Source organism: Brucella cytisi (genome assembly GCF_038433355.1).
GTDB lineage: Bacteria > Pseudomonadota > Alphaproteobacteria > Rhizobiales > Rhizobiaceae > Brucella > Brucella cytisi.
On the sequence record NZ_JBCAUP010000001.1, the window covers coordinates 25,882 to 51,209 of the forward strand.

The window sequence follows — 25,328 nt, forward strand, 5'->3', positions numbered from 1 at the left end:
TTATGCTTCTTGGCCGTACGGCAAACGGACTTTACTGGATGTTCCGCTACATAGAGCGTGCCGAAAACATGGCACGTCTCGTCGATGCGGGGCTTCGCATGGCGCTGACGAAAACGTCTGACGCACCGGAGGAGTGGTCTTCGGTCGCGGTTTCAGCGGGTGCAAGTCAGGGCTTCTCTGCAAAATACGACGTCTATAATGCTGCCAATGTTGCGGACTTCCTGCTGCGCGATGCAGACAATCCATCAAGCGTGATGACCTGCATTGAAACCGCGCGTTCCAATGCCCGCATGGTGCGCACGGCGCTGACACGCGAGGCGTGGGAAAGCGTCAACGAAGCATGGATGTCACTGAAAAAGTCGCTGTGCAAGCCGTTGAAGGAAAGTGATCTTCCGCAGCTTCTCGACCAGATCAAGCGCGAGACGGCGCTCATTCGCGGCTCTTTCCATGGCACGATGCTGCGCAACGAAATCTTCGATTTTGCAAGCCTTGGTACTTTCATCGAACGCGCTGATAATACGGCTCGTATTCTCGATGTGAAATATTATGTCCTGTTGCCCGCGATATCCTATGTCGGCACGACGCTGGACAATTACCAATGGGAGTCGATCCTGCGGTCGGTCTCTGCACATCGCTCCTATCGCTGGGTTTATGATGGTGATTACCGTCCGGCGCAGGTCGCGGACTACCTGATCCTGAACGGCCGTATGCCGCGTTCGCTCCATTACTGCTATCGCAGCATCGCCGAACATCTGGAGTACCTGTCGAAAGATTATGGCAATCGTGCTGCCTGCCACGCGACAGCGGACAAAATCTATGCAAGCCTGCAAAATCAGGACATATCCGCGATCTTCGATGTGGGCTTGCATGAGTTTCTGACCGAATTTATCACTCGCAATAACCGGCTCGGCAACGAGATTGCTGAAACCTATAATTTCTATTGAGGTCTTCGCTTGCTGCTCAACATCCGGCACGTTTCGCATTATCGCTATGAGCATCCGGTTCCTTATGCGGTGCAAAGGTTGCGGTTGCGTCCGCCAACAGTGCCGGGCCAGATGGTCAAGCACTGGGAGTTGAAAATCGAAGGCGGTGAGCCGGAGGTTTCCTATGTCGACGGCTTCGGCAACAAGACCGATCTGGTCCAGCATTCTCGCAATATCAATGAAATTGTCATAACCGCCAGCGGCAGCGTCGAGATGGAAGACCGGGCCGGAGTGCTTGGACCAGTCTATGGTTATGCGCCGCTCTGGCTCTTCGAGCGCGAGACGCCGTTGACTGCGCCGGGCGAACGCATCAAGGCGCTGGCAGCTGATCTCACGACCGGGCAGGAACGGCTTGCCCTGATGCACGATCTGATGAACACCATCCACAAGGCGGTCGCCTATATGCCGGGGACGACGAGCGTTTCAACGGATGCTGAAAGCGCGCTGGAAAGTGGGAAGGGCGTTTGCCAGGATCACACGCATGTTTTCCTTTCCACAGCCCGATTGATCGGTATTCCGGCGCGATACGTATCGGGATATCTAATGATGGAAGGTGTGGAAGAACAAACCGCAAGTCACGCATGGGCTGAAGCCCATATCGATGGTCTGGGATGGGTGGGGTTCGATGCCGCCAACAATATTTGTCCGAATGACCGTTACGTGCGGATTGCAACCGGCCTCGACTATCGTGATGCGGCCCCGATTTCCGGCGTTCGTCTGGGCGGCACGGTGGAAAGCCTTGCGGTTCACATCAATGTAGGGCAGTGATCTTTCTGGATAGCGAGTTGCCTGCCGGATATTGCTTATGACCTATTGTGTTGGAATGAAAATCGATCGTGGCCTTGTGTTCATGTCCGATACACGGACGAATGCCGGGCTCGACAATATTTCTGTCTTCTCAAAAATGCGAAGCTGGTCAGAGCCCGGCGAGCGCGTGATTGTTCTGCTCTCGGCGGGAAACCTCGCGACAACGCAAGCCGTTGCAAGTCTTCTGGAAGAACGGATGAAAGCTCCGGCAGACAGGCACCCCTCGGTTTTCGACGCGCCTTCCATGTTTCAGGTTGCGCGTCTTGTCGGTGACACCGTCAAGGAAGTGATCCAGAACTCCGCTACCGGTGGACAGAATGCCGATGCTTTCGGCGCATCGTTCATTCTCGGCGGACAGATCAAGGGCGGGCAATCGCGCCTTTTCTATATCTATCCCGAAGGCAATTTTATCGAGAGCTCGGCCGATACGCCTTTTTTCCAGATTGGCGAGAACAAATATGGAAAACCGATCCTCGTGCGCGCTTATCAGAAGCAGATGAGTTTCGAGGAAGCGGTGAAGCTGCTGCTGGTTTCGTTCGATTCCACACTGAAAGCCAACCTTTCAGTTGGGCTTCCGCTCGACATGGAGATTTATGAAGCGTACAGTTTTGAAACTGGCGCTCGCAGACGGTTCGAGGCCACCGATCCTTATTATCAGACCGTATCGGAAAGCTGGTCGGAAGCGCTAAAATCCGCGTTGGAAAAATTGCCGCCGTTCAGTTTCGACGACGAGTAAAAAGGCCGGGCACTTTGCCCGGCCTTTTCGTATCGCATCAGTCCTTCGTTACGGTCTGAACATAGTTGGCATCGGCCACCATGTTGAAATCGTGCACATTCGGACCCGTCACAGCCGTTTCAATCTGCTGATAGATGATTGCGAACGGGCTTGTTTCCTGAAACTTCTTTTGAAGATCATGATACATCGTCTCACGTTTGGCTGTATCGCGCTCTTCAACAGCAGCCATCGTTTCCGCCGTCAGTTCCGGAATTTCCCAATGCGCCTGCCAGGCGTTGGTGCGCATCGAGACATCTTCGCCATTGTTTGGATTGTTGGTGAACGTCACCGCATTGGTATGCGGATCCCAATAATCTGGTCCCCAGATGCCCAGCGCCAACTGGTGCTTGCGTGCGCGAACCTTGGTGGTGGTCAGCTTGCCGTCACCCTGCAGGATTTCCACCTGAACGCCTGCTTTACCCATCGTCTGCTGAATGCTTTCCGCTATGCCGACGAATGGCTGGCTGTTACGTACATCGAGCGTCACCTTGAAACCGTCGTTGAGGCCAGCTTTGGCGAGAAATTCCTTGGCTTTATCGACGTCGTAGGTGAATGGCTTGTCGCCGACAGCACCGAACATGCCGAGTGGCAGGAAGGACTGGTGCGTGCGACCGATACCCTTGATGAGCTTCGCTTCTATCGTATCGTAATCGACCAGGTATTTCAGTGCCTGCCGGACTTCGGGCTTTGCGAGTTCAGGTACATTCTGGTTGGCGACCAGATAATAGACGCGCCCCTTCGGGGCGTTGATGACATGGTACTTCTGATCCTTGCTCAATTCCTCGATATCGCCAGGTTCCAGATTGCGTGCAATGTCGATGTCGCCCGCCTGCAGGAGCAGGCGCTGCGAAACGCCTTCTTTCACATGGCGATAGATGACGCGCTTCATTGCCGGTTTTGCATCGCTATAATTTTCGTTGCGCTCCAGAAGCAGGACTTCATTTGCGCGCCATTGCTTCAATGCGAAAGGACCGGAACCGGCGTAATTGGTCTTCAGCCATTCATAACCGAAATCGGTTTCGTAAGGAAAATCCTTGGTCTTCTCTGCCTTCTGCTCATGCTCCTTGACCAACTTACTGTCGACAATCGACGCAACGCTGGATGTCAGACAGTTCAGGACGAAGCTTGGCGCAAACGCCTTGTCGGTCGTGAACACAAGCGTTTCGTCGTCGGTGGCGACAATATTCTGATCGGCATTATCGCGAGTGAGACCGAACTGGCTGAGAATGAAGGCCGGGCTCTTGTCGAGCTTGATCGCGCGCTGCAGCGAATAGGCGGCGTCGTGTGCTGTCAGCGGGTTGCCGGAGGCGAATTTTAGGTCCTTGCGGATCTTGAACGTGATCGACTTACCGTCATCGGAAAAGGCCCAACTTTCAGCAATCTGGGGGATGATCTTCGTCGGATCCTTGGTGTCGGTCGTGACGAGGCGTTCATAAGTGCTGGTCAGCACTTCAGACGTCGTGATCTCGAAGATTTCCGCCGGGTCGAGCGAAATGACGTCATCTATGCTCATAGCAATGACGAGCGTGTCAGTCGGTGTAGCTGCTTCCACTGCCTTGGGTGATGCCGATAGAACGAGCGTGAAAGCCAGTGCGGCTGGAATCGATGCGCGCAGCAGCTTTCGTGCAAGGCCATGTCTTGTATGGTCAGCCTTCGAGTTATTCTGAATGAGTGACAGTATTACAGTCGTCATGCAACTTCCCCTCCGGGCTGTGCAATACGCATATGTTACGCAATCGCAGCCCTGCATTGATGAAGCTTCAAGAGCCTGTCGCTTTGTTCGCGACTCTCTTCAAAGCGTCTCCATTACAGCCAGCTTTTGGGGAGGCGACAACGGTCTGATGAAATATTTTTCCGCGGAAATGCAAAAGCCGGAGGAAATTCCCCCGGCTCAATTCATACAGTACAATCAGGCGATTAGAAGAACACTTTGAAGCGGTCGCCATCGTCCATGAAAGCCTTTTCAGCAAAAGGCTGTTCGTTCGAGCCGAACGGCATCTGTGCGCGGAGCTTCCACGAAGCCGGAACGTCCCAAGCCTTGGCGACTTCGTGGTCGATCAGCGGGTTGTAGTGCTGAAGACTGGCACCAATGCCGGCGTTGGCGAGCGCGGTCCAGACCGAATGTTGCGCCATACCGCCCGACTGTTCGGACCAGACCGGGAAGTTGTCAGCGTAAAGCGGGAAGTTTTCCTGAAGACCCTTAACGACGTTCTGGTCTTCATAGAACAGAACCGTGCCTGCACCGGCGGAGAAGCTGTCGATTTTGGCTTCGGTCTGGGCGAAAGCGTCGGCAGGAACGATCTGGCGAAGTGTTTCCTTCACGATGTTCCACAGCCTGTCGCTCTCGGCGTCAAACAGGATCACAGCGCGCGAGCTCTGCGAATTAAACGAAGACGGCGTGTGCTTGACCGCTTCACGGATCAGCTCGGCGGTGTCTTCATTCGACAGCGGAAGGGACTTGCCCAGAGCGTACTGTGTGCGGCGCTTCTTGATGGAATTCAGCAGGGAATTGTTCATTATTCTGTCCTGTGTTTCAGCGGTCCAACAGGCTGTCTGGCTTGGGATTTTCAAGACAACCTCATGAATGATGTTGAGGGAAATATTGTTATTTTGGCTGTCGAAGCCAGCCCGTGTTTCTGAAACACACTGTCAACGATCCGTTGTTAGCCGGGTTTTACTGTTTACGTTTTGATCGTTGCGTCCATGCGCTGTCCGCGCCTGCAGGCGTCTGAACAGGGCAACCTTCCCAGCTTTATGGGGTTTACAAGGGCGATTGTTTATTGGAATCTAACTAAAACAGTGGGATTTAAAAACGACAGTTTGACGACGCGCTTTTCTTGTCGTTGTCGTGAAAAGGGACGAGGTCACGATAGTTTGAAGTCATTCATTATCATCGGAGCGGGCGCAAGCGGCATCATCCTGGCTGCACAATTGCTTCGGCGCTCACCAGATTCGACTGTGCGGATTTTCGAGCGTTCAGGTCAATTAGGGGCAGGCATCGCATACGCGACGGAAAACCCGAGCCATCTTCTCAATGTCCGCGCCAGCAATATGAGCGTATATCCCGATCAGCCGGATCATTTCCTGAACTGGTTGCAGTCGAGCGACATTGCCGCTCCCGGCCATTTGTGGGAGCCGCACAGTTTTGCACCACGCAAACTCTACCGCCCCTATCTGAAGCATCTTATCGCGCCTTATCTTTCCGACGTTGATACACGTTTGAAGGTTGAAAAGACCGGCGTCGTCGATGTCGCGCTGAAGGACGGCAGACCAGCCGTTATCGCTGAGACAGGAGACACGTTCACTGCCGATGCGGTGATTGTGAGCACGGGCAACGAAGCCGCCATCGCGAAATCCGGCAATCACGTTACGGAATACTGGTCGAGCAATGGTTATTTCGATGTGCCGACAGATGCGCTGGTGGCGATATTCGGCACAGGTCTGTCGATGGTCGATAGCGTCCTGTCGCTGCTCGACAACGGGCATCGTGCGGAAATCTATGCGATCTCGCGCCGTGGGCTTCTTCCTGTGGTTCATGCCCCTGCGCAAGCTTTCCCGGTCGAGGCCGACGACCTCCCGGTATCGCTGGGCCTTTCCAAACTTATGCAGCGCGTGCGTGTCATGATGGCGGAAGCGGAAAAAACCGGTTCCTGCTGGCGTGGCGTGATGGATGGTCTGCGTCCGCATACACAACACATCTGGGCGAGCCTGCCGACGTCGCAACGCCGCAGCTTCCTCCGTCATCTGCGTCCTTGGTGGGATGTGCACCGGCATCGCATGGCACCGGCTGTCGCAGAGCGTATTGAAGCTGCCGTTAACAGCGGCCAGCTTAAAGTCGCAGCAGGCCATCTGGTTTCGGTGCGCGACCAAGGCGACGAGATTGAAGTCCGTTATCGCCCTCGGCGTAGTGAGCATGTCGAAAAACTGCAGGTATCGACGGTTATTGATTGTCGTGGCGGCAATCCACGTTTTTCGACAACCCGCAATGTGGCACTGATCGGTCTTATGGAACATGGCTTGGCCCGACCGGATCCACTCGATCTCGGTTTTGACGTCACACGGGATCTGCAGATTCTGAATAAGCGAGGAGAGCCATCCGGTCCGTTTTTTGCTATCGGACCTGTTACGAAAGGCGCGTTCTGGGAGGTTACTGCCGTACCGGACATTCGTGTTCAGGCCGAACGGCTATCGGCAATTTTGCTTGAAGGATGAAGCCGCATCTGCGGTAAAATTCATGGCAAGTTTTGTGTCATCCGGCTGAAAGATTTTCAAGTCAGTATGGCCGACAGTCAGGCGTCGCGGTTCGCAGCGGTTGATAAATTATAGATTTTTCGGCGCAGGGAACAATAAAATGATTCAAATCTATGCGATAAGCCATTGAAAGCTATTGCCATAATGTTCCGTGGCCGGTCATAATAAGGCCATCGGAATATATGATTCCTCACTACAACTTGCCGGAGCGATTCTGTTGCTGTTTTCTTGAGCGGTGCCTGCTTCGGATCAACCTTGATTTCGGCTAGGAGGCCTGTGGCGCATGACGATGGACGGCAGAATGCTTTTCCTGCTTGTCCTTCTACCATTTCTTGGCAGCGCCATAACCGGCTTATTCAGGGGGGCGGATCGTAGCGGTTCGGCCTGGTTTACGGCAGCAATTGCGCTTGTTGCCTTTATTGTCACCGCCAGCCTTTATCCCATCGTGTCGGACGGCAAGGTGCTTCATGGCACTGTGGAATGGCTTCCGGCCTATGGCCTCAATGTCACGTTCCGAATGGATGGCTTCGCCTGGCTTTTCGCGATGCTCATCACGGGTATCGGCCTGCTGGTCGTCATTTATGCGCGTTATTACATGTCGCCCGAAGATCCCGTGCCGAGGTTCTTCTCGTTCCTTCTGTCCTTTATGGGATCGATGCTCGGCGTGGTTCTATCCGGCAATCTGATATTGCTCGCCGTGTTCTGGGAGCTGACCAGCATCTTCTCGTTCCTGCTGATCGGCTATTGGTATCACAATGCCAGTGCCCGCGACGGTGCACGCATGGCGCTCACCGTGACGGGTATCGGCGGTTTCTGTCTGCTGGCAGGCGTTCTGATCCTCGGCCATATTGTCGGAAGCTACGATCTCGACACAGTTCTGGCAGCGGGGAACATCGTTCGGACACATCCGCTTTATAGCGTGGCGCTCATTCTGATCCTGCTCGGTGCCTTTACGAAAAGCGCGCAGTTTCCGTTCCACTTCTGGCTTCCCAATGCGATGGCAGCGCCGACGCCCGTTTCGGCCTATCTGCATTCGGCCACCATGGTGAAGGCTGGTGTCTTCCTGCTGGCGCGCCTGTGGCCGGTTCTCAGCGGAACGGAAGAGTGGTTCTGGATCGTCGGTTCAGCAGGGCTGATCACGCTTCTGATTGCAAGCTTCTTTGCGGTTTTCCAACAAGACCTCAAAGGCCTGCTTGCCTATTCGACCATCAGTAACCTTGGCTTGATTACCGTTCTGCTTTCTCTTGGCAGCCCACTTGCTGCGGTTGCCGCGATCTTCCACATGGTCAACCATGCGATTTTCAAGGCATCGCTGTTCATGGCTGCGGGCATCATCGATCATGAGACCGGCACGCGCGACATGCGAAAACTGAGCGGGCTATTGCGTCCCATGCCCTATACGGCAACGCTCGCCATGGTCGCGAGTGCGGCCATGGCAGGCGTACCGTTGCTCAACGGCTTTATTTCCAAGGAAATGTTCTTCGCTGAGGCGGTGGAAACGCACATGGCGTCGTGGCTAGATACGATCACGCCCTATGTCGCCACGATTGCCGGTATCTTCACGGTCGCCTATTCGGTGCGCTTTATTTATTCGACGTTCTTCGGACCACCACCGCATGACCTGCCGCATGAGCCGCACGAACCGCCGCACTGGATGCGTCGTCCCATTGAACTTCTGGTCTTGCTTTGCCTGTTGATCGGCATCATTCCGGGCCTTTCCATCGGACCGTTCCTGCATTCGGCAGTTCTGTCGGTGCTGGGCAAGGCGACGCCAGAATATAGTCTCTCGGTCTGGCACGGCTTCAACCTGCCGCTGATGATGAGTATCGTTGCCATGATCGGCGGTATTCTTCTGCACTGGATGCTGAAAAACTATCTTGCCACCAGTGAAGACGGCCCCCCCTTATTCCGGCATTTGCAAGGGCAGCGCATTTTCGAACGTGTTCTCGTGACCTTGTCATGGAATTGGGCACGTAAGGCAGAATCCTTCCTCAGCACGCGTCGTCTGCAGCCGCAGCTCCGTATCGTGGTTGCGGTGGCCGTCCTTGCAGCTGCCTGGCCGATTTTCGTTTCCGGCTTGCAGTCAGGTTCGCTTGGCGCCCAGCCCGTGGACCCGATTTTTGCCGGACTTTGGATACTTGGTGGTGCCTGTGCTATCGGCGCGGCCTATCAGGCCAAGTACCACCGACTTGCGGCGTTGATCCTCCTCGGAGGGGCGGGGCTCGTTACCTGCATCACCTTCGTCTGGCTGTCCGCGCCCGATCTTGCTGTGACCCAGTTGCTGGTCGAGATCGTCACCACTGTTCTGCTGCTGCTCGGGCTTCGCTGGCTGCCGAAGCGTTGGGAAGATCCTGACCCGCTTCCGGTGCAGATAGGCCCGCGCATCCGCCGTTATCGCGACTTGCTGCTTGCAATCGGCAGCGGGGCAGGGGTCGCTGTCATCGCCTATGCTGTTATGACGCGTATTTCGCCCAGCAGCATTGGCGATTATTTCCTCGAGAACGCCTATTCAGGCGGCGGTGGCAAGAATGTCGTGAACGTCATTCTGGTCGACTTCCGTGCTTTCGATACGTTTGGCGAAATTGCCGTCCTCGGTATTGTGGGCCTCACGGTTTTTGCGCTCCTGCGTCGTTTCCGTCCTGCCCCTGATACAACCGGATCGACAGCCCAGCAGCAAATCCAGGACGCCTATGACGAGGCGGCGCCTGACCGCAAGGCAGGTGAAACACTGGCCGATTATCTGGCCGTGCCGTCCGTCATCATGCAATGGTTGTTCCCGGTTATCATTGTACTGGCAGTGCATCTGTTCCTGCGCGGTCATGATCTGCCAGGCGGCGGATTTGCGGCCGGTATTACGCTCGCAATTGCATTTTTGCTGCAATATCTGGCGTCTGGCGCACGCGTGGTCGAGGACCGCTTGCGCATTCTGCCATTGCGCTGGATCGGGCTCGGACTGCTGTTTGCAGCGGCAACAGGTGCGGGGTCGTGGTTCTTCGGCTATCCGTTCCTCACCACATTTTTCCAATATACGGAAATACCGCATATCGGAAAAATGCCGACAGCCAGCGCACTGCTGTTCGATCTTGGCGTCTTCACCCTCGTGGTTGGCGCTACCGTGTTGGTTTTGATTGCACTCGCACACCAATCACTCCGTAAACACCGTGTCGAGAAGCTTGCCGCAACGAAGGAGGAGAACTGATGGAACTCGTTCTTGCTCTGGCAATCGGCGTATTGATGGCATCCGGCGTTTGGCTCATTCTCCGCCCGCGTACCTTCCAGGTGGCAATCGGCCTGTCGCTGATTTCCTATGCCGTCAATCTCTTCATTTTTTCGATGGGACGCTTGCGCACGAATGCTGCACCTGTGCTTGATAGCGGTGTTGACGTTCAGGCCGCACAATATACCGATCCGGTGCCACAGGCGCTCGTACTGACCGCCATCGTCATCGGTTTCGCAATGACCGCACTTTTCCTTGTCGTGCTGCTCGCTTCGCGCGGGTTGACGCGTACGGACCACGTGGACGGCAAGGAGAACTGATGTTGGACTGGAAAACGCACCTCATCGTTGCTCCAATCATTCTGCCGCTCGTCACGGCAGCTGTCTTGCTGCTGTTCGATGAGCGCAAGCGCAAGCTCAAGATGGCCATCAACTCCATCTCGACATTGGGTTTGATCGCGATTGCCATCACCCTTGCCGGAATGGCGAGCGACAAGGCGCCTGACGCTCTCGTTTACCTGATTGGCAACTGGCCCGCACCGTTTGGTATCGTGCTGGTTCTGGATCGTCTCGCGGCCCTTATGCTTGTGCTGACAAGCCTGCTCGGCATGGCTTCACTCAGCTTCGCACTCGCGCACTGGCACAAAGCCAGCCCGCATTTCCATACAATCTTCCAGCTTTTGCTGATGGGGCTGAACGGCGCATTTCTGACTGGTGATCTGTTCAATCTCTTCGTTTTCTTCGAAGTGATGCTGGCGGCATCCTACGGCCTGGCGCTGCACGGGTCAGGTCCGGCGCGCGTAAAGGCCGGCATGCATTATATTGCCGTCAATCTCGTCGCGTCGTCTCTGTTTTTGATCGGCGTCAGCCTGATCTATGGCGTGACCGGCACATTGAATATGGCCGATCTTGCGCAGAGAATTCCGCAGGTCGCGGCTGAAGATCGTATGCTGCTTGAAGCAGGTGCTGCGGTTCTGGGCGTTGCATTCCTCGTCAAGGCAGGCATGTGGCCCCTCAATTTCTGGCTTGCGCCAACCTATACGGCAGCAGCAGCACCGGTGGCAGCGGTCTTCGCCATCATGAGCAAGGTCGGCATTTACGTCCTTTTGCGCCTGTCGCCGCTGATGTTCGGTATCAGTGCCGGTTCATCCTATGGATTCGGCAATGACTGGCTCTATTTCGGTGGAATGGTCACGCTTGCCTTCGGCCTGATCGGGGTGGTCGCATCGCAAGCAATGGGACGTCTTGCCAGCTATAGTATCCTCGTATCCTCGGGCACGTTGCTGGCTGCCATTGGCAGCGGTAACACCGCCATGACCGGTGCCGCGCTGTTCTATATGGTGAGTTCCACGCTTACCATCGCTGCGTTCTTCCTGCTGATTGAACTGATCGAACGCGGTCAGGATGCGGCTGCAAACGTTCTCGCCGTTACCATGGAAGCCTATGGTGACGATGAGGAGGAAGAAGACGAAGACGAAGTCGGCGCAGTACTGCCCGCAACCCTTGCCGTTCTGGGAACGTTTTTCGGCATTTGTGCGATATTGCTGATCGGCTTGCCGCCATTCTCTGGATTCATTGCCAAATTCCTGATCCTGGCAGCGGTTTTCAACGGCGACAGTCCGACACCACAGCTTGCAATGCCAGTCAGCCCAGCAAGCTGGGCTTTGGTCGCGCTTCTTCTGCTGTCCGGTCTTTCAGCGTTGATTGCGATGACACGTACCGGCATTCGTACCTTCTGGGCATCGCTCGAAGGCAACGTGCCACGCGTTCTGGTCCGGGAGGTCGTGCCGATTGCGGGGCTTCTGGCAATCTGTCTGGCGCTGACAATCGCTGCCGGTCCGGCGATGCGCTATATGGATGAAACGGCGCGTTCGCTGCACAATCCCGCATCTTATATCAGCAGTGTCCTCAATGCGCCCCGCGCAGGCACCGAAACGGAGGGGACACAGTGAAAAAGATCCTGCCTTACCCGCTTCTGTTCGCCTCGTTGCTCCTGTTCTGGCTGCTTTTGAACGGCTTCACACGGGCACAGCTTCTGCTTGGCGCGATCATCGCGCTCGTGGCGTGTCTCATCATGACGGCCCTGCAACCGCAGAAGAACCATATTCGTTCGATCCCGACGATGCTCTTGCTGTTCGGCACCATGAGCTACGACATCCTGCAATCCAATATCGCGGTGGCTGGCATTATTCTGTCACGCAAGCGCAAGCGACGTCCGGGCTTTGTCGTTATCCAGCTCGATCTGGAAAACCGGACCGCTCTTGCCGTTCTCGCCTGCATAATCACAGCGACGCCGGGCACGGCCTGGGTGGATTACAACGCCGCAAGGCACGAACTGACCATCCACGTGCTCGATCTGGATGATGCGCAGGCGTGGCGGGACACGATCAAGGGAAGATATGAGCAGCCGCTCATCAAGATATTCGGAGCGGCGGACGTCATGGAAGAGGAGAAATCCGCATGAGTGCAGTCATCATCTTCTGGTCCCTGCTTGCTGCTCAGCTGATGCTTCTTGGCGCTCTGGCTTGTGTGGTTTATCGGCTGCTTGTAGGCCCGCGTGCGCAGGATCGCATTCTTGCGGCCGATGCGCTCTACCTCAACGCGCTGCTTCTCCTGGTCACGTTCGGCATACGCACGGGCAGCATCATTTATTTCGAGACGGCGCTGATTATCGCTCTTCTGGGTTTCGTTGCCACCGTGGCGCTTTCAAAATTCCTCATGCGCGGGGAGGTGATCGAATGATCAATGCAGGTGAACTTCCTGTATGGGCCGCTGTGATCATTGCGTTCTTTCTGGTCTCCGGCGCCTTCCTGACACTCGTCGGATGCATCGGACTCGTCCGCTTCAAAAGCTTTTATGAGCGTGTTCACGCCCCCACGCTTGGCTCGTCGTTTGGTGCTGGCGGAATCTTGATCGCTTCGATCATATTTTTCTCCATCTTGCAATCGAAGCCGATTCTGCATGAAGTGCTGATTACCGTCTTTGTGGTCGTCACAACGCCGGTAACGCTCATGCTGCTCAGCCGCGCCGTGATCCATCGCGACAGAACGCAGGACAGCAAGGAGCTGCCTTCATCTTCCGACCCGCTATAGGTCTGTAGGTATCATGCTTGAGGGTGCGGAGAGGGCGGAAAGCTTGCGTTTTCCGTCGCACCAAATGGGGAAATTCGCTGCTCCGTCATGGAAGCGGCGGCGGCTGCTTCCGGGCTGATCGGAGACCTGTTTTGGAGTTCGCTTCAAGACCGGCTATCCTGCCGATCGGAAACATTATCTCCCATTTGCCGAATCTCTGGCCTGACTGCCCACCGACTGCGGAGCGGAAGCGGTGGCCTTTCGTGTTTTTGGGCATTTGGAGGAGTGTCCGGGGCTGCGGCCAATTGTCCATTCGGGCTTTCGCCCGGGACAAACGGATTGAAGGTTAAAGCCATTTGAATTATCTGAATTTCAGTAATTTCTGAAAATTCAGAATTTACGGGAGAGAGAATTTTGGAATTGTCGCCAATCGTTCAGTCGTTCGTGCTCCACTTCGGAGAAATGGGCAGCCGTTGGGGCATCAACCGCACGGTGGGGCAGATCTATGCACTGCTTTACGTGTCGCCTGAGCCTCTTTGCGCTGACCAGATCGTCGATGCTCTCGGTGTGTCACGTTCGAATGTGTCCATGGGTATTCGTGAATTGCAGGGCTGGAATCTGGTGCTGCTGAAGCACATTCCCGGTGATCGCCGTGATTTCTTCACGACGCCCGACGATGTGTGGCAGATTCTGCGCACGCTCGCTGAAGAGCGCAAGAAGCGCGAGATCGATCCCACGCTCTCGGTTCTGCGTGAAATCCTGATGGAGCAGCCGAAAGGCGACAGCGATCTTTATGCGCAGGATCGCATGAAGGACATGTACGGCCTGATCGAAAGGCTGACCAACTGGTACGACGACGTCAAGCGACTCGATACCGATCGTTTGACAAGTCTTCTGGCGCTTGGCGCCAAGGTGACCCGCTTCCTTGAAACCACGGACAGGATCGTGGCGCTCGGACGCGGGCGAACATCGGCCAAAAAGGAGCCTAAGAGAGAGTGAAATCCGTTGTCCCCCGAACGGAAACTTTGACGGCAGAAGACGGCGAAGCGGCAAGCGACCAACAAGGTTCGCGCCGCTCGCAGCGTCGTCCTGTTCCGCCTTTGCTGAAGCGGGGGGCATATCTTCAGGCGTTAGCCGCACTTTTGTGGCTGCCGCAAGCGGGCATTCTCGCATACGCAATCGGACGACTGGCCGACACCGGCTTCGATAATTCCATCTATTACAGCGCGGCGGGCATATTCGTTCTCGGCTGTCTGCGCAGCGTTCTTGATAGTGCAGGCGCTACCAAAGCTTTCGACGCCGCCCGACTGGAGCTTTCCCGACTTCGAACCAATGCTGTTTCAGCGCTTGCGCAACGTTCACCGCTTGATGTGACGCGCCCGTCATCCGGTGAGGCGGCAAGCATTCTTGCCGAACAGGCGGAAATGGTCGTTCCTTATCTTTCGCGCTTCGTGCCAGTCCGCATCCGCGTGATGCTGATCCCATTCGCAATACTTGCCGTCGCACTCTGGTATTCCTGGGCTGCAGCGCTTGTCCTGATGGTGGCCGCACCGCTGATACCGATCTTCATGGCATTGATCGGCTGGCGTGCAAAGGCCGCCAGCAAAAAGCAACTGACAGCCCTTGGCGGAATGAACGGCTTTCTGCTTGACCGTCTGCGCGGCCTTGCAACCATTCGCACATTCCATGCCGTGGACGCGACGGCGAACCGGCTGCGCCAGAACGCCGAAACCTTGCGTTTCAAGACGATGTCTGTCCTGCGCATCGCATTTCTGTCTTCGGCTGTGCTTGAACTCTTCGCTGCTATCGGCGTTGCCATGGTCGCGGTTTATATCGGCTTCCATCTGCTGGGCCAACTCAACTTCGGAGCGTGGGGCCATAAGCTGACTTTGGCCGAAGGTCTTTTCGTCCTGCTTCTATCGCCTGCATTCTTCGAACCATTGCGCGATCTTTCAGCGGTCTGGCACGACCGTGCATCGGGCGAATCTTCAATTGATGCACTGGAAAAGCTGGCTGAACATCCGATGCCAATTGTCGGCAAGGTTGGAAGCCACGCAGCAACTGGTGATGCTCCTACCGTAACTCTACACAATATCGACTTTGGTTATGGGACTGGGGGCAAGGTTCTCACCGCATTCAATCTCGATATTGCGGCAGGCGAGCACGTGGCTCTGCTGGCGCCGAGCGGCTATGGGAAATCGACTGTTCTGGCCCTTGTTGCCGGGCTGACGGCTCCTCAAACTGGTCAAATCGAAATCGGTGGAATCGGGTTGGCCGACGATACAGCAGAGGCGCTTCGCTCAAGGATGAACTGGATCGGACAGAAGCCGCATATCTTTGCCGGTTCTGCTCGTCAGAACATCACGCTCGGTCGGCAAGCCGATGTGGAAACCACCAAAGCCATTATTGATGACATGGCGCTGGGTCATGTTCTGGGTGTCACCGGCAACCGTCTCATCGGCGAGAACGGTGCTGGAATATCCGGTGGCGAAGCCCTACGGCTGGCGCTGTCCCGAGCGGCAGTTGATCTCAATGCCGATATTATCCTGGCCGATGAACCTACAGCCCATCTTGACCAGGAAACAGCGAAGGTCATTGCCGACAGCCTTCTCAGACTAGCCAAAGGCAAGACGCTCATCGTCGCTACCCATGACGAAACCCTTGCCCGCAGGATGGACCGTATCGTCCGTCTGGACGGCAGCGTGGATAACGATCCTGTCTGGCAGAGGAGGGCGGCAGAATGAACGGTTTTCAATCGTTGCAACCGATCCTGCGCCTCTTTTTCCGCACCAAGGGGACAGCACTTCTTGCGGGTATAGCGACGGCTACTGTAACGGTCCTTGCCGGTATCGCTCTTCTCGGCCTGTCAGGCTGGTTCATAACGGCAACGGCGATTGCGGGCTTGAGCATGGCGACGGCGGTTGTGTTCGATGTGTTCGCTCCTGCAGCCGGTATTCGTCTGCTGGCGATCCTGCGCACTGGGTCGCGTTATCTGGAGCGGCTCGTCACTCATGATGCAACGCTTGCGATCCTTGCCGCACTGCGCGAAAAGCTGTTCCGTAGCTGGGCGCGCCCGAGTGCTGCAAACGCGCTATTGAAGCGCCCTGCGCGTCTGCTGTTCCGCCTGACGGCAGACATTGATGCACTCGACTCGCTTTATCTGCGCGTGGTGGTGCCTGCCGGTGCTGCACTCGCTACCGCGCTTGTGGCTGGCATCGCTCTCGGCCTGATGAGCCCCCTTTTCGGGTTACTGATTACTCTTGTCCTGCTTGTTGCCGGTCTGGGCCTTCCGCTTGCTGCGGCTCGTCGTTCCGAAAAATCCATGCGACAACGAGCAAAAGGTACGGAAGCGCTGCGCGCCCGCACCGTCGATCTCGTTGCCGGGCAGACTGAACTTCTTATGGTTGGGCGCCTCGAAGATCAGAAGCTGGCTTTGGTCGGTGCAGACGGCTATGTCGCCGCTTCGGATCGCAGGCTTAATCGCATAGAGATCGTAACCGGCGCGGGTTTCGGCATTGTTCACGCTGCGTTGCTTGCAGGTGGCCTTGTCGCCGTTGGTTTGCTGATGCAGTCAGGAATGATCGGTGCGCCCGTCGCAGCGCTCGGAATGCTTATCATTCTTGGTGCGATGGAGCCGTTTTCAGCATTGCGGCGCGGCGCGATGGAACTCGGGCGCACGATACTTGCTGCCAGGCGGGTTGCACCTCAACCGAACGATGACGCTGAACTAACGGCACCCAAAAAACCTGAGAATGGCGTAGCGGTTCAGCTGAAAAACGTGTCGGTTCGTCACGAGGGCGCGGATCACGACGCCCTCAAAAACCTCGATCTCGATATTGCAGCGGGCGAGTGTATTGCCATCGTCGGCACAAGCGGCGCAGGCAAATCGACCTTGTTCAATCTCCTTGCCGGAGAAATTCCGGCTGATCAGGGCCGCGCTTCGGTTTTGCCCGCGCGCCTTCTCACGCAGCGGACAGAGCTATTTCAGGATAGTCTTCGCGACAATCTCCGGCTGGCGCGTGCCGATGCGAGCGATGAGGAACTGATTGCCGCTTTGCGGGCTGCGGGCCTTGGCGCGTTTATCGATGAATTGCCTGCCGGACTGGACGCAATGCTGGGCGAGGGCGGGCTGGGGCTTTCGGGCGGGCAAGCACGTCGTCTGGCCCTGGCGCGGCTTTTCCTGACCGATGCGCCGCTCTGGCTACTGGATGAACCGACCGAAGGTCTCGATAACGCAACCGCACAGGATGTTCTCGATCGCCTCAAGGCGAGAACAGGTTCGCGCGCATTGCTGATCGCAACGCATATCAGTCGCGAAGCGCGAATTTGCGAACGGATCATTGTTTTAAATCAAGGCGCTCTAGTTGAGTCTGTAGGTAAGAGTTCGCCGCGCTTCGGCGAAATCCTCGAAACCATGAGGTGAGCTGCGCGGACATGGAAATGATTTGAAGTCCGTGTCCATATCTGGACCGATATTTGAAATTGAAGCGGAGTACGGTTTCCAGGAAGCCGCCGTTTTCAAAAAGGGGGCCGCGTTGAAGCGCCGCTCATAACACCAGGAGGGCCGGGTTACCGGCTTAAAGAGATGGAACTCGATATTGTCTCCCTGTCGCGATTGCAGTTTGCAATCACGGCACTTTATCACTTCCTCTTCGTACCTCTGACCTTGGGTCTTTCCGTGCTGCTTGCCATCATGGAAACCGTTTACGTGATGACGGGGCGACTCATCTGGCGGCAGATGACGAAATTTTGGGGTACGCTGTTTGGCATCAACTTTGTCATGGGCGTCGCGACGGGCATCGTGATGGAATTCCAGTTCGGCATGAACTGGAGTTATTACAGCCACTATGTCGGCGACATCTTCGGCGCACCGCTCGCCATCGAAGGCCTTATGGCTTTCTTCCTTGAAGCGACCTTCGTAGGTCTGTTCTTCTTCGGCTGGGATCGCCTGTCGAAAGTCGGGCACCTCATGGCGACTTATGCGGTCGCGGCAGGTTCCAACTTCTCGGCGCTGTGGATTCTGATCGCCAATGGCTGGATGCAGAATCCGGTCGGGTCGGCCTTCAATCCCGAAACCATGCGTATGGAAATCACCGATTTCTTTGCAGTGCTGATGAACCCGGTCGCGCAGGCCAAGTTCGTGCATACGGTTTCTGCCGGTTATGTCACCGCGTCCGTTTTCGTCCTCGGTGTTTCGGCCTGGTATCTGCTCAAGGGACGCTCGGTAGAACTCGCCAAGCGCTCGATGACCATCGCAGCATCGTTCGGCCTTGCCGCGACACTTTCCGTTGTCGTCCTTGGCGACGAAAGCGGCTATCTGGCCAACGAACATCAGAAGATGAAGATTGCGGCGATTGAAGCCATGTGGGAAACCGAGCCTGCTCCCGCTTCGTTTACCGTCTTCGGATTCCCCGACCAGGCAGCACGAGAAACCCATTTCGCGGTGCATATTCCATGGGTCATGGGCCTGATCGGTACGCGGTCTCTCACGACTCCAATCCAGGGCATCAACGATCTTGTTGACAGTGCCGAGAACCATATCCGCAACGGTATTGTCGCTTACGATGCCTTGCAGAAAATCCGCGCGGCTGGCGATACGAACGCCGTTCCGCAGGAGGTCAAAGACGTCTTTGCCGATAACAGCCAATGGATGGGCTATGCGCTTCTGCTGAAGCGCTATGTCGACGATCCGCGTCAGGCAACCGACGCGCAGATCACGCAGGCAGCAAACGACACCGTTCCCGGCGTCCTGCCGTTGTTCTGGGCCTTCCGCATCATGGTCGGCATCGGCTTCTTCCTGATCCTGCTGACGGGCACATTCTTTGTGCTTTCCGCGCGTCGTAAACTTGACCGCTATCCGTTCCTGTTGCGGATCGCCGTGTTTGCGATACCGCTGCCATGGATCGCGGCCGAAATGGGCTGGATCGTCGCGGAATTCGGCCGCCAGCCTTGGGTCATCGAAGGCATATTGCCGACAGCAGTCGGTGTCTCCAATCTCGGAGCGTCCACAGTGCTGCTGACCATACTTGGTTTCGTGGCGATCTATACGGTTCTCTTCGTCATCGAGATGGGCCTGATGATCCGCGCCATCAAGGCTGGACCTGAACCCGACAGCAAGCCGGAAGCAATTCTCGCCCCGGCCAGCATCGCACCTGCGGAGTAAGGATCATGATACTCAGCGACTTGTTGGACTATGAAACCCTGCGTCTCATCTGGTGGGTATTGCTCGGCGTATTGCTGATCGCTTTTGCCGCGATGGATGGGTTCGACCTCGGTGTCGACATACTCATGCCCGTCGTTGGCAAAACCGATGTCGAGCGACGCATCATCATCAACACGATTGGCCCGGTCTGGGAAGGCAATCAGGTCTGGTTGATCCTCGGGGGCGGCGCTATTTTCGCCGCCTGGCCACCACTCTATGCGGTGTCTTTCTCGGGATTCTATCTGGCGATGTTTCTCATTCTGTTCGCACTCATTCTGCGTCCAGTCGGGTTCAAATATCGTTCCAAGCGTGACAGTGAGGCCTGGAGGAGAGGTTGGGACAGGGCACTTTTCATCGGTGGTTTTGTTCCTGCTCTCATTTTCGGCGTCGCTGTCGGCAATGTCTTGCAGGGCATACCCTTCCGTCTCGCAGACGACCTTCAAATCTATTACGAAGGCTCGTTCTTCGGTCTGCTTAACCCGTTTGCACTGCTTTGCGGCGTGCTTTCGGTGGTAATGCTCAGCATGCACGGCGCGTCGTGGCTTGTGCTGAAGACGACTGGGGATATTCAGGCGCGTGCCCGGTCCTACGGCAGCATCGCAGCTCTTCTGACTGTCGTGCTCTATGTGCTGGCTGGCGTCGTCAGCTGGTTCTGGGTTTCGGGCTACCGGATCACGAGCGCCATCGTCACTGACGGGCCATCCAATCCGCTGCGCAAGACTGTGGAACTGGATCACGGCGCATGGTTCACCAACTATGTGAACTATCCTGTCCTGCTGATCGCTCCGGCGCTCGGCATTTTGGGGGCACTGGCGGTCTTCATCGCATTGCGTAGCCGTCGTGAATTAGCCCCGCTTCTGTTCGGAAAGCTGTCGATCTTCGGCATTATTTCGTCGGTCGGCGTGTCGATGTTCCCGTTCATTCTGCCATCGTCGCTCGATCCGCGCTCAAGCCTGACGGTATGGGATTCGTCTTCCAGCCATATGACGCTGTTCATCATGCTGGTTGTAACGCTCATCTTCTTGCCGCTGATCGTTGTCTACACGTCCTGGGTTTACAAGGTCCTGTGGGGCAAGGTCGACAAGGACATGATCGAAGACGACAGCAATCACGCTTACTAGAGTGCTTTTTGATCTGATTGCATCAGATCGGCGCTCTATAAGTTTCGTTTCAACGCGCATCCCGAAAACCGTTTCATACTTTTCAGGATGCGCTTGGAACAACCGAGAAAGGAAAGCAATATGTGGTATTTTTCCTGGTTGTTGGGGCTTCCGCTTGCTGCGGCTTTCGCCGTGCTCAACGCCATGTGGTATGAGCTGATGGATGACCGGGCGCGCAAGCGTCTCACGGCCGATCCAACAGCGGATCTGGCTCGTGAAGGCAAGAAACATCACTGACATGAAATAAAAACGGCCCGGAAACGGGCCGTTTTCGTCGATAGAGGTCGCTTAGAGCATAATCCGACCGGAGTGAAACGAGGATCGAGAAGATTATGCTTAAAACAGAAGAAGTTAGAGCGCGTTTCGATCTGATCCAATCAGATCGAAACGCGCTCTAAGGCTGCGGTATTGTCAGCTCGGCTACGAAATCATAGGCATCGCCGCGATAGAGTGATTTTGTAAACTCCACCACCCGACCGGACGACAGATAGGAAATCCGTTCGATGGACAGGCCCGCATCGCCTTCCTTGACGCCCAGAATGCGCGCGTCGGGGTCTTTGATGTTGCAGGCTGCTATGCGCTGGACCGCACGCACAGGGCGAAATCCGGTGCGGCTCAGCTCGGCATAGAGCGAGCCCTTGACCGCATCCGGGTCGGGCAGGATTTCGCTTGAAAGACTTGCGCGCTCGATGGCCAACGGCATGTCACTCGCAATGCGCAGACGACCGAGGCGGGCAACGCGGGTTTCCGAGGAAACGCCCAGCTTCATCATCTCTTCAGGCGAAGGATAATAAAGGCCGCGCTCCAGCCATCTGGATTCCGTGGTGATGCCACGGCGCGCCATGTCTTCGGTAAATGAGGTCAGCATCGAGAGTGACTGCTGCACGCGCTCGCTCGGGCGCACAACGAACGTGCCCGAGCCATGGCGGCGCACCAGAAGCCCGGCCTTGACGAGATCATCCACCGCCTTGCGCACTGTCACGCGGCTGATATTGGCATACTCTGCAATGTCGCGTTCCGGTGGCAGGGCCTCACCGTCAACCAGCTGCCCGGCGCGGATTGCAGTCTCCAGTGACTGACGCAGCTGCATATAGAGTGGGCCACCAGAAGGGGGAGCAGAACCCTGCAGGTTCTTGGGCAGGAAAGCGCTGAAATTTCCACTCATTCACGCGCCTTTCCATTTTGCGACCCATATCGCTTGAGGGCCAGTTGTAGAGCGCCTGTCAAAGCATCCGCAGCCGGTTTGACCAGAAGCTTCTGCTGGTGTAGCGGCAGCCATTCCACATAAAGCGGTGCCATGCCGCCAAGTAGGCTGATGCGTTCAGCGCCCTGTTTGATCAGTACGTCAAGCGTTTCACTCACATAACCAGCAGAACGCTCAAGCAACATCCGCGCTGTCGCGTCTCCCTCGTTCGCATACTGGAAAATACGTGGAGCATATTTGCCAAAGTCACCGGGCTTCGCCGTCCACGCAAATTCGACCAGATTATCCGGATTGTTGTCGAACTCGTTGAGAAGGTCGGTCGTCAGGCGTGTGCGTGGATGAATTCTGTCATGCACGAGCAGGCTTTCCTGCAACAAGCTTTGACCGAGCCGCGCACCGCTGCCGAGATCGCTCAGGGGGAAACCCCATCCGCCGACTGAATGAATTCGACCGTTCCGGCGTGTGATATAGGCCGTGCCCGTGCCGAGAATGGCAACGATACCGTCCTGATCGCCAAGCGCACCCTGCAGGGCGATCACGCCGTCAAACTCCACATTGGAGTGCGCGAAGGGCAGGCCGCGTTCTATCAGGGTGCCTGCACCCTCGACATTACCGCCTGCCAGACCGAGAACCGCGTGACTGGTCGCATAATGCGTCTTGTCCAGCCCGGCATCATCAAAAGCGTTATCGATCGCCGCGATCACATTGATCAGCGCCGTTCGCGGATCGGTGACGATATTGGCGGAGCCGCTGCGCCCCGAACCCAGAATCGCACCATCGCTACCCGCCACCACGGCGCGACATCCCGTGCCGCCACCATCGACGCCAATGAAGAATTCAGTCATGAAGATACCTCCGGCTTGAAGATACCAAAAAAATACCATTAACCAAGCAGATTTGTCGGCTTGTGAAAAAATTGATTAATTCATTGATAAAATTTGAGAAAACAGACTGCTTTAAATTTTTATGCGCGAAAGTTGTAAACTTCTCTGGACAATTGGTACGTTTTTGGCATTAATTTCAACAGAAGGGGAGCGCAATGCCGCTGAGGGCGAGGAGCACGCGGAATAGGGATAGAGATCACCGGCGGGGGCCGGTACTTTTCCCACAACGCGAGGAGCGATCGTACTGAAGCGGTCTGGCGTACTTTCGCCTCTGTTGCGCATCCGCGCTAAAAAACGGGAGAAGGTCAAATGGTTCGTAATACGTTGAAACTCATGCTGCTGGGTTCCACGCTTTTGGCGTCGGGATCGGCTGCGCTTGCCGAAGACGTCACGCTGACGGTCGAAAGCTGGCGTAACGACGATCTGCAGATCTGGCAGGAAAAGATCATTCCGGCTTTTGAAGCCAAGAATCCTGGCATCAAGATCAATTTCGCACCGAGTGCGCCAACCGAGTATAACGCGGCCCTCAATGCCAAGCTCGATGCCGGTTCAGGTGGCGACCTTATTTCCTGCCGTCCGTTCGACACCTCGCTCGAACTGTTCAACAAGGGCAAGCTCTCCGATCTGACCGATCTCGAAGGCATGAAGAACTTCTCCGACGTCGCCAAGTCCGCTTGGAGCACCGACGACAGTTCGAAGACCTTCTGCGTGCCGATGGCATCGGTTATTCACGGCTTCATCTACAATCAGGAAGCCTTCGACAAGCTGGGGCTCAAGGCTCCGACCACGGAAGCCGAATTCTTCGAAGCACTCGACAAGATCAAGGCAGACGGCACCTACATCCCGATGGCCATGGGCACGAAGGATATGTGGGAAGCCGCAACCATGGGCTACCAGAATATCGGACCAACCTACTGGAAAGGCGAAGAAGGCCGCAAGGCTCTGATCGCCGGTACGGAAAAGCTCACCGATCCGCAGTGGGTCGAACCGTTCAAGGTTCTTGCCAAGTGGAAGGATTATCTGGGCGACGGTTTCGAAGCGCAGACTTATCCGGACAGCCAGAACCTGTTCACGCTTGGCCGCGCCGCCATCTATCCGGCTGGTTCGTGGGAAATCGGCCTGTTCAATACGCAGGCGCAATTCAAGATGGGTGCCTTCCCGCCACCGGTCAAGAATGCAGGCGATACCTGCTACATCTCCGACCACAACGATATCGGCCTTGGCCTCAACGCTTCGAGCAAGCACGCAGAACAGGCAAAGGTATTCCTGAACTGGGTATCTTCGCCTGAGTTCGCTGAAATCTACGCCAATGCGCTGCCGGGCTTCTTCAGCCTCAATTCGACGGCAGTGAAGATGAGCGATCCGCTGGCACAGGAATTCGTTTCCTGGCGCGAAAAGTGCAAGCCAACCATTCGTTCGACCTACCAGATTCTCTCGCGTGGCACGCCGAACCTCGAAAATGAAACCTGGGTTCAGTCGGCCAACGTCATCAACGGCACTGTGACGCCGGAAGATGCCGCGAAGAAGCTGCAGGAAGGTCTGGACAGCTGGTACAAGCCTGCGAAGTAAAAACGCGGGACAATATGGGCGGCGATCGCGGGGGCGCGCCGCCCATATCTTTTCGTCTGTCGCATCGACATGCAGTTTTGCAATCGGTGCATTCCGTGTCAGTTTAAAATGACGCGAGCGGGCAGGGATGGGAAATATGGTTTCCCGGTTTGCACGCATTCTCTTGAACGAGAACGCTAACCATCGGTTTTATGCATTTCCGAACGCAAATGGTTCATACCTTTGCTGGAAATGCTCTTGAAGAGCGAATGCCTATATGAGCCAATCTGCCGACATGACAGGTATTGTGCACAAGCGCCCAAGGCGTTGGCATATACTTGTATTTCTTCTGCCCTGCGTCCTGATCTATACGGCGGTGATGGTGCTGCCATTGATCGAGACACTTCGGCAGGCATTCTTCAATGTCGTCGACGGACAGCGGGCTTTTGTGGGGTTCGCCAATTTCCAGGCACTTTTCGGTGATCCGAACTGGTCACGCGATTTCTGGAATGCGTTGAAAAACAACGTTATATTCTTTTGTATTCACATGCTTGTTCAAAACCCGATCGGCATTCTGCTGGCAGCCATGCTGTCCCTGCCGAAGCTGCGTTTTGCCGCCTTCTACCGCACGGCGATCTTTCTCCCAACGCTGCTGTCCTTCGTGATCGTGGGCTTTATCTGGAAGCTGATCCTGTCGCCGATCTGGGGCGTCGCACCGTGGATGATGGACCTTGTCGGTCTCAAATGGCTGTTTGGCCCGTGGCTCGGCAAGGCGGATACGGCGCTTGTCACCGTGTCGCTCGTCTCGGTCTGGCAGTTCGTCGGCATTCCGATGATGCTGATCTATGCAGCTCTTCTGAATATTCCCGATGAAATCATCGAAGCTGCCGAATGTGACGGCATCACCGGTTGGAGCCAGTTCTTCAAGATCAAGCTGCCGCTGATCCTGCCTTCAATCGGCCTGATCTCGGTGATGACCTTCGTTGCCAACTTCAATGCGTTCGACCTCGTCTATTCGATGCAGGGTGCGCTTGCCGGACCGGACAAGTCGACAGATATTCTGGGCACGTTCCTTTATCGTACTTTCTTCGGCTTCCAACTGCAGCTTGGCAATCCGTCCATGGGCGCAACCATCGCCGCCGTGATGTTCCTCATCATTCTGGCAGGTGTGTCGCTCTACCTGTTCGGCATCCAGCGCCGCATGCGCCGCTACCAGTTCTGAAAGAC

22 protein-coding genes are annotated in these 25,328 nt (G+C 55.9%); 18 read left to right on the plus strand and 4 right to left on the minus strand.

Annotation, left to right across the window (positions count from 1 at the left end; all coding sequences use genetic code 11):
- Positions 1-2: 2 nt before the first annotated feature.
- Genes AAE521_RS00125 through AAE521_RS00135 form a run of 3 tightly spaced genes read left to right on the plus strand, consistent with a single transcriptional unit; the run spans position 3 to position 2,526 of the window.
- Positions 3-944, plus strand: a complete 942-nt coding sequence (locus tag AAE521_RS00125; RefSeq protein ID WP_342060214.1) for an alpha-E domain-containing protein — start codon at positions 3-5, stop codon at positions 942-944.
- Between the two features lie 9 nt (positions 945-953).
- Positions 954-1,751, plus strand: coding sequence for a transglutaminase family protein (locus AAE521_RS00130; RefSeq protein ID WP_342060215.1), 798 nt, complete (start codon positions 954-956; stop codon positions 1,749-1,751).
- A gap of 37 nt (positions 1,752-1,788) precedes the next feature.
- Positions 1,789-2,526, plus strand: a complete 738-nt coding sequence (locus tag AAE521_RS00135) for a proteasome-type protease (protein WP_342060216.1) — start codon at positions 1,789-1,791, stop codon at positions 2,524-2,526.
- A gap of 37 nt (positions 2,527-2,563) precedes the next feature.
- Here the strand turns inward: AAE521_RS00135 and AAE521_RS00140 are convergent, their stop codons facing one another.
- Both AAE521_RS00140 and AAE521_RS00145 read right to left on the minus strand, forming a co-directional pair.
- A complete protein-coding gene (locus AAE521_RS00140; protein WP_342060217.1) occupies positions 2,564-4,258 on the minus strand; it encodes an ABC transporter substrate-binding protein in 1,695 nt (564 codons plus the stop codon).
- 224 nt (positions 4,259-4,482) lie between these two features.
- Positions 4,483-5,082, minus strand: a complete 600-nt coding sequence (locus AAE521_RS00145) for a nitroreductase family protein (protein WP_010658727.1) — start codon at positions 5,080-5,082, stop codon at positions 4,483-4,485.
- A 357-nt stretch (positions 5,083-5,439) separates the two neighbouring features.
- Between AAE521_RS00145 and AAE521_RS00150 the strand changes: the two genes are divergently transcribed.
- The 13 genes from AAE521_RS00150 to cydX all read left to right on the plus strand — a co-directional run bounded on the left by AAE521_RS00150 (position 5,440) and on the right by cydX (position 20,702).
- A complete protein-coding gene (locus AAE521_RS00150) occupies positions 5,440-6,777 on the plus strand; it encodes an FAD/NAD(P)-binding protein (RefSeq protein WP_342060218.1) in 1,338 nt (445 codons plus the stop codon).
- 322 nt (positions 6,778-7,099) lie between these two features.
- Entirely contained in the window at positions 7,100-10,015 is a 2,916-nt protein-coding gene (locus AAE521_RS00155; RefSeq protein WP_342060219.1) for a monovalent cation/H+ antiporter subunit A, read from the plus strand.
- Entirely contained in the window at positions 10,015-10,353 is a 339-nt protein-coding gene (locus AAE521_RS00160) for a Na+/H+ antiporter subunit C (protein WP_010658730.1), read from the plus strand. Before AAE521_RS00155 ends, AAE521_RS00160 begins: the two co-directional genes overlap by 1 nt.
- A gap of 2 nt (positions 10,354-10,355) precedes the next feature.
- Positions 10,356-11,984, plus strand: a complete 1,629-nt coding sequence (locus AAE521_RS00165) for a monovalent cation/H+ antiporter subunit D (RefSeq protein WP_071634049.1) — start codon at positions 10,356-10,358, stop codon at positions 11,982-11,984.
- Positions 11,981-12,496, plus strand: a complete 516-nt coding sequence (locus AAE521_RS00170; RefSeq protein WP_010658732.1) for a Na+/H+ antiporter subunit E — start codon at positions 11,981-11,983, stop codon at positions 12,494-12,496. The genes AAE521_RS00165 and AAE521_RS00170 overlap by 4 nt, the downstream gene beginning before the upstream one ends.
- Positions 12,493-12,774 (plus strand): K+/H+ antiporter subunit F, encoded by a 282-nt coding sequence (locus AAE521_RS00175; protein ID WP_071634031.1) that lies wholly within the window; start codon positions 12,493-12,495, stop codon positions 12,772-12,774. The genes AAE521_RS00170 and AAE521_RS00175 overlap by 4 nt, the downstream gene beginning before the upstream one ends.
- Entirely contained in the window at positions 12,771-13,124 is a 354-nt protein-coding gene (gene mnhG, locus AAE521_RS00180; protein ID WP_010658734.1) for a monovalent cation/H(+) antiporter subunit G, read from the plus strand. Before AAE521_RS00175 ends, mnhG begins: the two co-directional genes overlap by 4 nt.
- Positions 13,125-13,517: 393 nt before the next feature.
- Positions 13,518-14,102 carry a GbsR/MarR family transcriptional regulator gene (locus AAE521_RS00185; protein ID WP_012092941.1) on the plus strand — a complete coding sequence of 195 codons (585 nt, stop codon included), beginning with the start codon at positions 13,518-13,520 and terminating at the stop codon, positions 14,100-14,102.
- Positions 14,099-15,847, plus strand: a complete 1,749-nt coding sequence (gene cydD, locus AAE521_RS00190) for a thiol reductant ABC exporter subunit CydD (RefSeq protein WP_342060220.1) — start codon at positions 14,099-14,101, stop codon at positions 15,845-15,847. Before AAE521_RS00185 ends, cydD begins: the two co-directional genes overlap by 4 nt.
- Positions 15,844-17,526 carry a thiol reductant ABC exporter subunit CydC gene (gene cydC, locus AAE521_RS00195; RefSeq protein ID WP_342060221.1) on the plus strand — a complete coding sequence of 561 codons (1,683 nt, stop codon included), beginning with the start codon at positions 15,844-15,846 and terminating at the stop codon, positions 17,524-17,526. The genes cydD and cydC overlap by 4 nt, the downstream gene beginning before the upstream one ends.
- Before the next feature lie 162 nt (positions 17,527-17,688).
- A complete protein-coding gene (locus AAE521_RS00200) occupies positions 17,689-19,266 on the plus strand; it encodes a cytochrome ubiquinol oxidase subunit I (RefSeq protein WP_342060222.1) in 1,578 nt (525 codons plus the stop codon).
- A 5-nt stretch (positions 19,267-19,271) separates the two neighbouring features.
- Positions 19,272-20,426 carry a cytochrome d ubiquinol oxidase subunit II gene (gene cydB / locus AAE521_RS00205; protein ID WP_071634026.1) on the plus strand — a complete coding sequence of 385 codons (1,155 nt, stop codon included), beginning with the start codon at positions 19,272-19,274 and terminating at the stop codon, positions 20,424-20,426.
- A gap of 120 nt (positions 20,427-20,546) precedes the next feature.
- Positions 20,547-20,702, plus strand: coding sequence for a cytochrome bd-I oxidase subunit CydX (cydX, locus tag AAE521_RS00210; protein ID WP_071634025.1), 156 nt, complete (start codon positions 20,547-20,549; stop codon positions 20,700-20,702).
- Between the two features lie 157 nt (positions 20,703-20,859).
- On the opposite strand, the gene AAE521_RS00215 is transcribed toward cydX, so the two are convergent.
- Positions 20,860-21,630, minus strand: coding sequence for a GntR family transcriptional regulator (locus AAE521_RS00215; RefSeq protein ID WP_071633696.1), 771 nt, complete (start codon positions 21,628-21,630; stop codon positions 20,860-20,862).
- Positions 21,627-22,514, minus strand: a complete 888-nt coding sequence (locus tag AAE521_RS00220; protein WP_071633695.1) for a glucosamine kinase nucleotide-binding domain-containing protein — start codon at positions 22,512-22,514, stop codon at positions 21,627-21,629. The genes AAE521_RS00215 and AAE521_RS00220 overlap by 4 nt, the downstream gene beginning before the upstream one ends.
- A gap of 348 nt (positions 22,515-22,862) precedes the next feature.
- Here AAE521_RS00220 and AAE521_RS00225 point away from each other — a divergent pair, with 348 nt between their 5' ends.
- Both AAE521_RS00225 and AAE521_RS00230 read left to right on the plus strand, forming a co-directional pair.
- Entirely contained in the window at positions 22,863-24,122 is a 1,260-nt protein-coding gene (locus tag AAE521_RS00225; protein WP_071633694.1) for an ABC transporter substrate-binding protein, read from the plus strand.
- A 256-nt stretch (positions 24,123-24,378) separates the two neighbouring features.
- A complete protein-coding gene (locus AAE521_RS00230; protein ID WP_010658745.1) occupies positions 24,379-25,323 on the plus strand; it encodes a carbohydrate ABC transporter permease in 945 nt (314 codons plus the stop codon).
- Positions 25,324-25,328: the final 5 nt, after the last annotated feature.

Bases quoted from the DNA above. Each gene is read 5' to 3' on its own strand.
- AAE521_RS00220 (WP_071633695.1), bottom strand. From the start codon at position 22,514: ATGACTGAATTCTTCATTGGCGTCGATGGTGGCGGCACGGGATGTCGC.
- AAE521_RS00145 (WP_010658727.1), bottom strand. From the start codon at position 5,082: ATGAACAATTCCCTGCTGAATTCCATCAAGAAGCGCCGCACACAGTAC.
- AAE521_RS00230 (WP_010658745.1), top strand. From the start codon at position 24,379: ATGAGCCAATCTGCCGACATGACAGGTATTGTGCACAAGCGCCCAAGG.
- AAE521_RS00175 (WP_071634031.1), top strand. From the start codon at position 12,493: ATGAGTGCAGTCATCATCTTCTGGTCCCTGCTTGCTGCTCAGCTGATG.
- AAE521_RS00225 (WP_071633694.1), top strand. From the start codon at position 22,863: ATGGTTCGTAATACGTTGAAACTCATGCTGCTGGGTTCCACGCTTTTG.
- AAE521_RS00200 (WP_342060222.1), top strand. From the start codon at position 17,689: ATGGAACTCGATATTGTCTCCCTGTCGCGATTGCAGTTTGCAATCACG.
- AAE521_RS00160 (WP_010658730.1), top strand. From the start codon at position 10,015: ATGGAACTCGTTCTTGCTCTGGCAATCGGCGTATTGATGGCATCCGGC.
- cydX (WP_071634025.1), top strand. From the start codon at position 20,547: ATGTGGTATTTTTCCTGGTTGTTGGGGCTTCCGCTTGCTGCGGCTTTC.
- cydB (WP_071634026.1), top strand. From the start codon at position 19,272: ATGATACTCAGCGACTTGTTGGACTATGAAACCCTGCGTCTCATCTGG.
- mnhG (WP_010658734.1), top strand. From the start codon at position 12,771: ATGATCAATGCAGGTGAACTTCCTGTATGGGCCGCTGTGATCATTGCG.
- AAE521_RS00135 (WP_342060216.1), top strand. From the start codon at position 1,789: ATGACCTATTGTGTTGGAATGAAAATCGATCGTGGCCTTGTGTTCATG.
- cydC (WP_342060221.1), top strand. From the start codon at position 15,844: ATGAACGGTTTTCAATCGTTGCAACCGATCCTGCGCCTCTTTTTCCGC.
- AAE521_RS00215 (WP_071633696.1), bottom strand. From the start codon at position 21,630: ATGAGTGGAAATTTCAGCGCTTTCCTGCCCAAGAACCTGCAGGGTTCT.
- AAE521_RS00125 (WP_342060214.1), top strand. From the start codon at position 3: ATGCTTCTTGGCCGTACGGCAAACGGACTTTACTGGATGTTCCGCTAC.
- AAE521_RS00140 (WP_342060217.1), bottom strand. From the start codon at position 4,258: ATGACGACTGTAATACTGTCACTCATTCAGAATAACTCGAAGGCTGAC.
- AAE521_RS00155 (WP_342060219.1), top strand. From the start codon at position 7,100: ATGACGATGGACGGCAGAATGCTTTTCCTGCTTGTCCTTCTACCATTT.